Consider the following 11,602-nt stretch of genomic DNA (forward strand, 5'->3'; position numbering starts at 1 on the left):
CACCACCGGGTTCCCGAGCACCGTCTAGTGACGACGCGAGGAGAGACCCCGACCTGATCGGACGGCTCGACGCCAACCCCTCTGGGACACGGATCTCCCACAACCCAGGGTTGACAAAGGGCTCCAATGGTTGGCAAGCCCCGCCCAAGGGGCGTCCGCCAAGCACTTCACGGCCCGGGCGGCCTGAGTGCCCCGCCCACCCCACGCCACCGCCCCCCAGCATCGTCGCCCCGAACGCGGTCGTCTGGCTCGACGTTGACGCCGTCCTCGTTAGCGGCCTGGCGCGAGGGCGCAGGACTCGTCCGGATCGACCTGACCTGCGCCCCGGCATGGGCCGAGCTCACATGTCAGTCTGACGATCAAGCGCGGCCTCGTAGAACGCGTCGGCGAGGGCCGTGATGACGGCGCCGATGGCGGGTCCGTCGCTGAAGAAGTAGTCGGCCATGGTGTTGTGGGCGTGCTGGTTGTCGGCGACCGCCTCGGTGACCGCCGCTTGGAAGTCCTGCGACTCCATGAACTGCTTCTTCGAGTTCACCTTGGCCTGGTCGATGAGCTCCGGGACGGCGAGCAACCGTTGGACCAGGCCCTGCACGAACTCTCGGATCTGCGAGTTGGTGAACGCGTCGGCGCCGAAGAGGTCGTTCATCTTGTCGATCACGACCTGGAGCGCGACGTACTTCGGCTCCTTCCGGGCGCCGCTGCCCGCGGCGCTGATCCCCTTCAGCTGCCCGTCGCCGGTGAGCGCGATGTCGACGGCGGCCGCCTTGGTGTGTTTGACCCCGACCAGCACCACGTCGGAGAGGTCGACCTCCGCGGTCCACGCCGACTCGGCGATGACCTTCTCCAGGAGCCGCAGGAAGATCGACAGCATCTCCATGTAGGGGTCGCCGTAGTCGACGATCTGGCTCATGAAGTCATAGAGGCGGACGAAGGTGGAGACGTCCTTGCGGAAGAGGTCGAGGGCGGTGAGCTCGACGGTGTCGCCGGCGTCCCGCGCTGCCGCGTAGCGCTGCTCGAAGGCGACCTTGGCCGGGCTGATCGCGGCGGAGAGCGCGTTGTTGCCCTTCCGACCGACCCAGAGCCGGCCGACCTCCCGCACGTTGTCCTCGGTGTAGATCCCGGCCTGGGCGAGTTTGGTGGTCAGGTGGATGACGGCGTACGGGTCGGTCTCGGTCTCAAGGGTGGCGCCCGCGTAGTAGGGCTCGAACGCCGCGCGGATGTCTTCGGGCTTGTTCACGAAGTCGATGACGAACGTCTTGCGCTTCTGCTCGCCACCCGCTGTGCGGTGGGTGCGGTTGAGCCGGGAGAGCGTCTGCACGGCAGTGACGCCGGAGAGCTTCTTGTCGACGTACATCGCTGAGAGCAGCGGCTGGTCGAAGCCGGTCTGGAACTTGTTGGCGACGACCATGATCGCGTACGTCGTGCCCTTGAACGCGGCGGCCAGGTCGGAGCCGGCGCCGGGGTTGAGGTTCGCCTCGGTGAGCTCGTCGTCCTTGCCCGGCTGCGGGCCCCAGTCGGCGGCCCATTCCTCGTCCTCGGCCATCTTCACCGAGCCGGAGAAGGCGACAAGCGTGCGGTAAGTGTACGAGTCGTCCTGGGCGGCCCGCGTAGCGATGTAGGCGTCGATCGCCTTCTTGTACTTCACCGCTGCCTTGCGCGAGTCGGTGACGACCATCGCCTTCGCCCTGCCCTCCAGCAACTGGGCGACGTTGGCGTGGAAGTGCTCGACTATGATCTGCACCTTCTGGCTGATGTTCGTGGGGTGCAGCTTCACCCAGCGCATCAACCCCTTGCGCGCGGCAGCCTCCTCCACGACGACGTCACCGTCGCCGCTCTCGAGCTGCCCGGCGATCTTCAGCGCGGTATCGTAGGGCTGGTAGCCGCGGAGCACGTCGAGGATGTAGCCCTCCTCGATCGCTTGGCGCATCGAGTAGAGGTGGAACCCCGCCGGCTTGCCGTCGGGGCCCTTGCGGCCGAAGAGCTCCAGCGTCTTGTTCTTCGGGGTCGCGGTGAACGCGAGGTAGGAGATGTTGGGCGACTCGGCCCGTTCGGTCATCTCCGCGGCCAGGACCGTCTCGACGTCGAGTTCGCCGCCCTCCTCGATCTCCTTAATCTCCTCGGCAGTCAGCACGGCTTTGATCTTGTTGGAGATCTGACCCGATTGAGACGAGTGAGCTTCGTCGGCGATCATCGCGAACCGCTTGCCTTGCAGGCCTTTGTCGCGGCGGATCTCCTCCAGTGCGTGCGGAAAGGTCTGCACTGTCACCGCGATGATCAGCTCGCCGTTCTTCAGCGCTGTGGCCAGCAGCCCGGACTTCGACTTCGCCCCGGCCTTCCGGACGTCCTCGGGGCTGATCGTGGCCACGATCTTCCCCTGGCCGTCGATCTGCCGAACCGCGTCCTGGAGCTGCCCGTCGAGCACGGTGCGGTCGACGACCACGATCACTGAGTCGAAGACCTTCTTGTCCTCCACATGGAGCCGCGCCAGCCGGTGCGCGGTCCAGGCGATGGTGTTCGTCTTGCCCGAGCCTGCCGAATGCTCGATCAGGTAGCGCTGCCCCACGCCCTCCTCGCGCACCGCCGCGATGATGGCCGTGACGGCCTCCCACTGGTGGAACCGCGGGAACAGCATGCTCGTGCGCCGGACCGAGGTGCCGGTGGTGACGTCCCACTCGTCCTTGGTCTCGACGATCATCAGCCGGCCGATGATCGTGAGCCAGGCGTCCTTCTCCCAGACCCGCTCCCACAGGTAGGCCGTCGCCGACTTGCCGTCCGCGGCGGGCGGGTTGCCCGCGCCCCCCTCGTGGCCGCGGTCGAACGGCAGGAAGTGGGTCTTCTCGCCGTCGAGTCGAGTGGTCATCGCAGCCCGGTCGTTGGAGACGGCGAAGTGCACCAGCGCGCGGTGCCCGAACGTCAGCAGCGGCTCTGGCCGCCCGTTGGTCAGCGGCTTCCGGGCCTTGCGGTACTGGTTGACCGCTTCCTCGAGGGACTGGGTGAAGTCGGTCTTCAGTTCCACGGTGGCGACCGGGAGCCCGTTGACGAAGAACACCAGGTCGATGCTGCGCTGGTCGGCGGTGGAAAAGTGCACCTGCCGCATCACGCGCACCCGCATGGCCGCGTACTGCGCGGTGGTGGTCGGGTTCAGGCTATTCTCAGGCCGGAACTGCGCCATTTTCAACCGACCGCCGCCGATGTACTGCACCCCGTTGCGGAGGATATTCAACGTCCCGCCGCCGTGCTCGAGAGGCTTGTCCAGCGCCGCGGTGAGGACGTCGACCATCTTCGCCTGCGACCCCGCCGCCTTCAGCGACTTCTCGTACGCCTGCTTCTGTGTCTCCTCGAGCCACAAGAATAGGTCCTCGGGGAAAAGCGCCCGTTCTCGGTCGTAACCCTTGTCATCCTCGGAGTACAGCCATCCGTGGTTCTGCAAGTAGGTACAGATCTCGGACTCGAAGACGACCTCGTGGTGGTCAGCCATTACGCCATCTCTCGCACGTCGATCTGCCCCGTCACCGCGGCCGTAATGAGCGCCGACCGACGCTCCCGGGCGAGCTCGATGAACTTCCTGGTCTCGTCGATCATAATGTCGATCTTCGCTAACCGCCTGGTGAGTTCGTCAGCGGCGTTGGGATCGGTAGGCAGGTTGATATCGAACCGCGCGAGATCCTTCATACCGAGCGTGGGCTGAATGCTGTCGCCGCTCGTCGCCAAGTCAGCCTGATACAAGAAGCTGTTCGATCCAAGCCATGCGCACAAGAGGCGAGCCACAAGGGGTTCCTTGCAGCGTAGTACCGCAACCGCTCGCGCAACGTTTGCGCCCGCGAGCCATCGAGGTGCGAGCGCAGCCTGGCCCATCTTGCCGACAACGCCAAGAAGTACTTCACCGCCAACGATCTTCGTGCGCGAATACTCGTCCGATTGCTCCGGCGCGATCGCTGGCATGGGTCGCTGCGGGGCAAGATTCAGCAAATCTCCGGCACGAACAAGCGGAACACCCGCCTCCTCATCCACGTACCGTGGCACCAGCACGCCGTACGACGGGCGGGCCGTCAGCAACCGTCCGACCTTGGTCGTCTCAGTCGACGGGCACGCTTCGAATGCTTCGGAGAGCACTCCAGCACGACGCTCGCGGAGCAAGTCGACCAAACGTTGCTGTTCCTCGATGAGCGTGTCGATGCGAGCAGTCTCGCGGTCGAGGTAGTCAATGATGCCGCGCTGCTCCCCCTGCGGGGGAACCACGATTTGAAGCCTGGCGGCATCTTTCTGATAAATGGTCTGGTGAGTCGATCCCATGTTGAGCGATTTGAACTCGGCGCTCATCGACTTGAACTGGTAGTTCAGGTACTCAGGTAGCAGATCCGGGCCGCATACCCAGTTCCAGAAGTCCTGACTGGTCGCCATAGGCCTCGGCATGATGCCGGAGAAGCCCACGGAGGCCGTCCGCGACAGGACTACGGTGCCAGCGGGCAGCAGGTCCGCGGCAGAATTTGCGAGCCCTAGCTCGTTGATCTTGTTCGTGGTGTCACCGAGATATATCTGTTTGCCGTCGCGTAGCTGCCATACGTCGGCAAGCGTGAACCACGGTATCTCAGCGTTCTCCCAGTAAGCCGCCACCGTGCGACTCGGGGTGTGACCGCTCTTCATCTGGGCGAACCGCCGAATGTTGCCGCTTTTCCAGTGGCTAGGGACAGTGGCGGCGGACGTCACTGCTCGACCTCGTGCAGCAGCTCGAGGATCTTGGCCACTTGCTTCTCCAGGTCGGCGTCGATCTCGGCGAGAGGACGGGGCGGTATGTACTTGTAGAAGTGGCGAGTGAAGGGGATCTCGTAGCCGACCTTGACCTTGGTCCAGTCGATCCAGGCGTCGGAGGCGTGTGGCTTCACCTCAGTAGCGAAATAGGCCCGGATGACGTCGATCTTGCCTGCCGGTCCTTCCGTCGAGCCGCCGTAGGTGAAGGGGACGTTCTCAGTGTCGCGCTTCTTCGAATCAGGCTTGGGTTTGCCTTTGCGGTCCACGATCGGATTTCCGTTCTCGTCCAGCAGCGGGCGCTCGATGGTGACGGTCCAGTAACCGAACTCGTCGGTGCGCAATACCTTGGAGAAGTCGGGGTCGGCGTCGGCGAAGTCGGCGTATAGGCGCGCCACCTTCTTGCGGTCCGCCTCGCTTAGCTCACGGTTCTTGGATCCGAGGCTCTTGCGCATCTTGGTCCAGAACGAGGTGCCGTCAATGAGCTGGACGAGCCCCCTTCGTTCGGGGCGCTTGGCGTTGTCGAGGATCCATATGTAGGTGGCGATACCGGTGTTGAAGAACATGTTGGTTGGTAGCGCGACGATGGCGTCGACGAGGTCGCTCTCCAGCAGCCACTTGCGGATGTTGGAGGGGCCCGACTCGGCAGCGCCGTTGAATAGCGGCGAGCCATTCATGACGATCCCGGCGCGGCCGCCGCCGTCGCTGGGCAGCCGCATCTTGTGGGCGAGGTGGAGCAGGAAGAGCATCTGTCCGTCGGAGGTCGCTGGGAGTCCTGGCGCGAACCGGCCGTGGGGGCCGGCTTCGCTCTTCTCCTTAGTGACGGCTTTGACGTACTGCTTCCAGTCGACGCCGTACGGCGGGTTCGACATGCAGAAGTCGAACTTGCGGCCCGTGAACGCGTCGTCGGTCAGCGTATTGCCGAACGCGATGTTGCTCGCGTCGTGCCCCTTGGCCAGCAGGTCGGACTTGCAGATCGCGTACGACTGCGGGTTGTACTCCTGGCCGAAGAGGCTCAGCCGCGCGTCCTTGTTGTAGTCGAGTAGGTGTTCCTCGGCCAGCGCGAGCATGCCCCCGGTGCCTGCGGTTGGGTCGTACAAGGTCCGGACGATGCCGGCCTTGGTGAGCTCGGTGTCCTTGTCAGCGAAGAGCAGATCGACCAGCAGTCGGATGGCGTCGCGCGGGGTGTAGTGATCGCCAGAGGTTTCGTTTGCGGCCTCGTTGAACTTGCGGATGATGTACTCGAACGCATCGCCCATGTCGGCGTTGGAGACGACGTCGGGATGGAGGTCCACCCCCTTGAAGGAGGAGATGACCTCGCGCAGGAGCCCTGCCTTGTCGAGAGCGAGGATTTCCTTCTTGAAGTCGAAGTACTCGAACACATCGACGTCGGCCGAGAACCGGTCGACGTAGTCGGCGAGGTTGTCGGCTAACCCGTCGGCGTCCTGCAGAAGGTTGGCGAAGGAGTAGTTCGACGTGTTGTAGAACGGCCGCCCGGTCGCCTTCTTAACCTCGATCTTCAGTCGGACCGGGTTGTTGTACGCAGCCGCCAACTCGCGCACCTTCTCGCAGTCGGGCTCCAGGATGCAGTCGAGGCGCCGCAGGATCGTGAGCGGCAGAATGACGTTTCCGTACTGATTGGGGCGGTACGGCCCCCGGAGCTGGTCTGCGATCGACCAGATGAAGCCACCGAGGGTGCTCACAAGACTCCTCACCACGCTCACTCGACGATGGGTGTGCGGCACTCCCTACGCGAGCCCACGCGGGCCGTCCGCGCAGGGTGCACAGTCTGCCGCAAACACAGGTTCGGCAAGATCCGCGGTGCCTCTTTCGACATCCGTGACGGTCTCGGCGAGAGCCGTGCCTCGGCGGGGCCGCAGTCGTCTGCGAGCAGCGCCGTCCTTGTCCTTCAGGTCCTCTTCCCCGTGTGCGACGCTGATGCCATGCACGTCGGTGCAAGGCATCTCTCGTCCATCCCGACTGGCAACCTGCGGGTCGGGCGTGAGGCGTTCGCTGAGCTCTGGCTCGCCGCCGAGGCACAAGCCGAGCAGTCTGCCTCTCTTGGCCAGACGGACTGGGTCGCGGGCGGCGTAGCGATGACCTGCCGATGGCTTGCTGGGGCTTCGGTCGAGTTCAACGGGCGGCGCCGGCTGCCACTCTCACCGATCATGCATGGCTCGCGGCCGGCGTTTGAGGAGCTGATCGAGGCCGAGTATCTGGCCGTGGTCAGCATGGAGGCGCAGCCGCTGGAGCAGCGGCTGTACGGCGATCGGCCCGGTTACGTGGAAGCGGTCGCTGCCACGCTGCGGTGGGCCTGGCGGCGGAGCGGACCCGTGCCGGACCTGCGGCCGGCGAACACGGCGCCACCGGTGCCCACGGCTGTCCGGCCTTAGGCACCGGCGCGTCATCCCTCGTCGACGAGGGTCAGCTCCTCCTCGGCTGCCATGTCGTCTGCGCTCCAGCGGTTGAGGTCGGCCGCTCGTTCCTCGGCTTCGCGGCCGGCGTCGTAGGCGTCCCTCGTGTTGATCTCGACGAGGGCGCGATGGGCGCGGTCGAGCGAGCTGGTGACCTCTTCGGCCGAGGGAACGCGGACGGCGTCTTCTTCGAGCTGGTGCGGCTCGCGGGTGGACTCCTCGCGGACATCATCGCGTGCAGGAGGCTCGGGCTCGTCGATGCGGTCGTCGTCCCGACGGTCGCTCAGCTCGTAATCCTCGGTGATCTCACGGTGCAGGTCCTCCACAGCGTCGGCCTCGCGGTGCGCGGCGAGCCACTCGTCGGCGGTGACCTGCTGCTCGGGCTCGGCGTCCGCGCGGCGTAGCGCAAGCTCGACCTGGGCGCGGTCGCCCGCGGCGCGGGTTCCGGCGGTGTGGGCGAGCCAGCGGGAGCGGGCGTCGTCGAGCTGGGCGAGCTGCTTGGCGCGCTCGTCCAGGACCTCGGCGAGGGCTGCGGCTTCGGCAGCTTCGCGCCGGAGGTCCGACTGGGTCTCGCTGGGCGCGGTCTCGATTTCAGCGGCGCGAACGGCGGCGGTCTGGCGATGGGCGGCTGCCGCCTGGCGGGTGCCGGCGAGCTCATTGCCGACGTAGCGCGGGGCCCAGGCGGCCTCGCGCTCGGCTGCGCGGATGCGGACGCGGAGCTGGCCGTCGGAAAGCTCCAGCTCTTCGCGGTCGATCTCCGCGCGGCCGAGTGAGCGCCACGCGGCGCGGTAGGCAGCGAATTGCTCGACCTGGCCGGGCTTGGGGGCCGGGCCGAGGGCGTCGTCGTCGCTGTCGTGACCGCGGAGCTCGCGGTAGGCGGCGACGCGGCCGACGTCGTCGATCCAGAGGTCACGGGTGGTCGGGTCGTCGGGGACCTCGCCGAATTCCGCGACCGCCCAGGCGGGCGCAGCCGCGGCGGCCTCGGCGCCGAGCTCGGCGGCGCGGCGGTCCGCGGCGGTGGCGAGCTCGTCGAGGTAGTGCTGCCAGTCGGGGTCGTCGATCTGGGGGTCCAGTCGGCCCAGGTGTCGCCGGCGGGGTCGAAGCGGTGGGCCTCGGTGATGCGGTGGTAGATCACGTTGGTGGCGTTCCGTACTCCGTCGAGGGGCCGGTCGGCGATGGCGTCGTGCAGGACCTGGCGGGCGTCGTGCCCGGCAATCTCCGCGGAGCGCAGGACGCGGGTGAGGGAGGCGGCGCCGTCTTCGGCAGCGACACGGGCGCGGTCGCGGAAGGTCAGGGTGCCGTCGGCGGTGAGCTCGTCGAGCCAGGTCGCAGTGCGCTGGGTGGCTGCGAGGTTCGCGGCGTCAGCGAGTAGCTCGGCCGGGGTGCGGGCCGAGGCGGTCTCGTCGACGGACTCGGTCGCGATGGCGAGGGCCGACCGTGTGGCGGTCTGTTCGGTGTCACTGAGGACGGCGGCGAGGGCGGCGACAGGATCGCGGCGGACCTCGTGGTCCTTGGTTCCGTCCGCGAGGTCGTCGGGGCCGGTGCGGGTGGTGATGTGGGCGGTGTTGTCCTCGCGACCGCGGGACATGCCGACGTAGAGCGCGGAGTGGCTGGTGCGGGGTGTGACGACGGTGTGGCTGGTGTCGACGGTGGTGCCCTGCGCGGAGTGCACGGTCGAGGCGTAGGCGAGTGCGAGGTTCTCCCGCACGTAGGCGCTGGGCAGCACAATCCGCTGCGCCTCGACCGCGTCCGGGGCGAGGTCGGGGATGACCTCGAGGGAGCCGTCGTCGCGGGTGGCGAGGACGCGGTAGGTCTCGCGGTTGATCGGGCCGCGGCGGTTGCCCTCGATCCCGGCGAGGTCCCAGGCGTTCGCGCGTGCCTCGACGAGGTCTCCGACGCCCGCGTAGGTGCCCTGCAGCCCCAACGGGACGCCGTGTTCGGCGACGCGCCCGAGTCGGACCAGCTCGGCACGCAGGGTGGCGGAGAGGCGGGCGGCCTGGTCGTTGGTGTCGACCAGCAGCAGCGACCGCTTTCCGGCAAGGGTGTCGCCGAGCCAGGCGCGGGCCGCAGACTGCTCGGCCTCGGCGACGGTGCCGGAGTCGAGGAGCCGCCCGTGCTGGTGGTACTCGCGCAGCACCGACTCGTCGCCCGCGCGGAGCCGCAGGGACGCGGCGCGTTCCCACTCGTCGCGGAAGCGGCGGGCGTCGGCGAGCTCGTAGCGGGCGCCGGATGCGGCGAGCAGGTCCATTCCTCCGCCGGCGCCGACGGCGGCGAGCTGGCGGTGGTCGCCGACGAGCAGCAGCTTCGCCCCGGCGTTGTCCACATGGCGTTGGATGGCGGCGAGGGCGGGGGTGTCGGTCATCGCGGACTCGTCGACGACGACCAGGTCCCCGGCGCGCAGCCGCCACGTGGTGTCGTCTCCGGTGGTGCTGTGCTCGGCCTCGGGTGCGTTGAGGCGGTCCTGGGTGGCGAGCCAGCGGGCGACGTTGCGGGAGCTCAGGCCCTCGGCGGTGAGGACCTCGGTGGCGATCTGCGAGGTCGCCAGCCCGAACACCCGCCGCTCGGCTCCCGTCTCGGGGTCGGGGTGGGTGGACCAGGCGCGGGCCAAGGTGCCGACGACGAACGACTTGCCGGTCCCGGCCGGCCCGACGAGCGACTCGACGCGCGCGCCGGAGGTGAGGACCCCGCGGACCGCGGCGGCCTGGTCGACGCCGAGCTCGACCCCGGACTCCCGTAGGTTCGCCAGGAACGCATCGACCGCGGGCGCGGAGACGGTGGCCGCTCCCCCGCTGCGGGTGGCGGCCACTAGGAGTCGCTCGGTGCGGACGTGGTCGGGCGTGGCATAGAGCCGCCCGCCCGGTGCTTGGTAGGCCGACGAGCCGTCGGCGAGGCGTAGTTCGGCCGGGAGTGCGTCCTCGGCCGGGCGGGCGGCGTCGAGCGGCGTGGCGTGCTGGATCGCCTCGTCGGCGAGCTGGTCCAACAGCTTCCCGACATCGGAGCCTTCGGGGGTGCCGAGCGTGTCCGGCAGGGCAGCGTTGATCGCCCGGACCAGGTCTGACCGGGTCCAGCCGGCCTTGCGGGACTGGACGTCGGCGAGCGCGGTCTCGATCACCGCCTGCGGCGACCACTCCTGCGGGGCAGGACCCGCACCGCGGGCGTCGAGGGCCGCCTTCGCGACGCCGGCGAGCCCGTCGGCGACCTCGGCGCGTAGCTGTGCGTCGACCCGGTCGAGGACCTGCTCGCGGGTCTCCCCGTCGTGGGACTTCGCCCGACGAGTAGCGAACGTGGCCTGCCGGGAGAGGCGGTCGCGCTCCAGCCCGTTCGGTGCCCGACCGAACCGGGCTTCGAACCCTTCGATCAGCTCCGCCGCCTTGGCGGTCACGTCTCGTCGGCGCGACGAGATCAGCGCGATCGCCTCGGGTGAGACCCCGACGACCTCGCGGGCCTTGCCATCCGGGCGGGTCGCGATCGCCATCCCGAGCGCGTGGGTCAGCCGTTCCTCGGTCGTGCGTTCGGCGACCGCACTGGCGGCGCCACGCCAGCGATAGATCGAGCGGCCGTCGAGGGTGCGCCACTGCCCGTCCGGGCCCTGCACGCGGTTGAGGATCGGGTTGTGGATGTGCAGCTGCGGGTCGTGGTCGCGGGAGTCGTGCTGGAAGAACGACGTGCCGATCCAATCGTGGGCATCGACGTAGCGGCCCGCAGCGCCGCCGTGGTGCCCGACGCGGGAGTAGCCGGCCTTGTCCGAGAGGTACTCGAGGGCGGCGTTGTTGCCCGCCCAGATCGCGTCCTCCACCGCCGTCCGGAACCGACCCCACGCCTCCGCAGTTTGCACGTCGCCGGCAGTACGGGCCTTCTGCTCCTCGGCCTCGAACGCGGTATGCAGCAGTGTCACCGACTTCTGAACGCTGAACGTCACGTCGAGGAAGGCGACGTTCTGACGGACCTGCTTGCCCGCCTCGATCCGTAGTTCGGCGCGGCGTTCAGGGGAGGCATTCGGCTCCCGTTCAAGGGCCAGGCTGTACAGCTCGTCCTCGGTCTTGAACCTACGACCGGTGTGGCCCAGCGTGGCGACCGCATCCCAGCGGTCGGGGTCGCGGAAGCCGTCCTCGCGGGGGTCGAGGAAACGCTCGAACACCGCCCGCATGTCCTGAGCGTCGACCAGCCCGGTCAGGCCGAGCTGCTCGGCGCCGCGACCCCACCACCGCCCGGGCGGCTCGCCCTCGGTGACCGCGCCGGTGTAGTAGTTCTCCCGCCCGGTCGCGACTTCCTTGAGCAGGTACTCGGGGCTGTAGCCCGACGACACGGTCAGCATCCCGACCACCCAGGAACGATCTCGAAAGCGACAGTCCGAAGATCAACTCGACGAGGAAGGAGGACCGGGCGGCCGAAGGCCAGCCCGTCCCCTCGGATCGTGATGCATAGGTGTGATGGCTTTGATC

The 11,602-nt window shown here is 67.9% G+C and carries 6 protein-coding genes; 1 reads left to right on the forward strand and 5 read right to left on the reverse strand.

Annotation, left to right across the window (positions count from 1 at the left end):
• Positions 1-340 precede the first annotated feature (340 nt).
• The 3 genes from AB0B41_RS05490 to AB0B41_RS05500 are packed head-to-tail and all read right to left on the reverse strand — an operon-like array spanning position 341 to position 6,449.
• The gene (locus tag AB0B41_RS05490; protein WP_358199269.1) at positions 341-3,478 is read right to left on the reverse strand and encodes a DEAD/DEAH box helicase family protein; all 3,138 of its coding nucleotides are present in this window, start codon (positions 3,476-3,478) and stop codon (positions 341-343) included.
• Complete coding sequence (locus tag AB0B41_RS05495; protein ID WP_358199271.1) at positions 3,478-4,707, reverse strand: restriction endonuclease subunit S; 1,230 nt, start codon at positions 4,705-4,707, stop codon at positions 3,478-3,480. The genes AB0B41_RS05490 and AB0B41_RS05495 overlap by 1 nt, the downstream gene beginning before the upstream one ends.
• On the reverse strand, positions 4,704-6,449 hold the full coding sequence (locus AB0B41_RS05500; RefSeq protein ID WP_358199273.1) for a class I SAM-dependent DNA methyltransferase: 1,746 nt from the start codon (positions 6,447-6,449) through the stop codon (positions 4,704-4,706). The genes AB0B41_RS05495 and AB0B41_RS05500 overlap by 4 nt, the downstream gene beginning before the upstream one ends.
• A 240-nt stretch (positions 6,450-6,689) precedes the next feature.
• Here AB0B41_RS05500 and AB0B41_RS05505 point away from each other — a divergent pair, with 240 nt between their 5' ends.
• The gene (locus tag AB0B41_RS05505; RefSeq protein ID WP_358199276.1) at positions 6,690-7,139 is read left to right on the forward strand and encodes a hypothetical protein; all 450 of its coding nucleotides are present in this window, start codon (positions 6,690-6,692) and stop codon (positions 7,137-7,139) included.
• 11 nt (positions 7,140-7,150) lie between these two features.
• On the opposite strand, the gene AB0B41_RS05510 is transcribed toward AB0B41_RS05505, so the two are convergent.
• Positions 7,151-7,486, reverse strand: a complete 336-nt coding sequence (locus tag AB0B41_RS05510) for a hypothetical protein (protein WP_358199278.1) — start codon at positions 7,484-7,486, stop codon at positions 7,151-7,153.
• A complete protein-coding gene (gene mobF / locus AB0B41_RS05515; protein ID WP_358199467.1) occupies positions 7,444-11,475 on the reverse strand; it encodes a MobF family relaxase in 4,032 nt (1,343 codons plus the stop codon). The genes AB0B41_RS05510 and mobF overlap by 43 nt, the downstream gene beginning before the upstream one ends.
• Positions 11,476-11,602: the final 127 nt, after the last annotated feature.

Source organism: Pseudonocardia sp. NPDC049154, assembly GCF_040648315.1.
In the GTDB taxonomy this organism is placed as follows: Bacteria; Actinomycetota; Actinomycetes; order Mycobacteriales; family Pseudonocardiaceae; genus Pseudonocardia.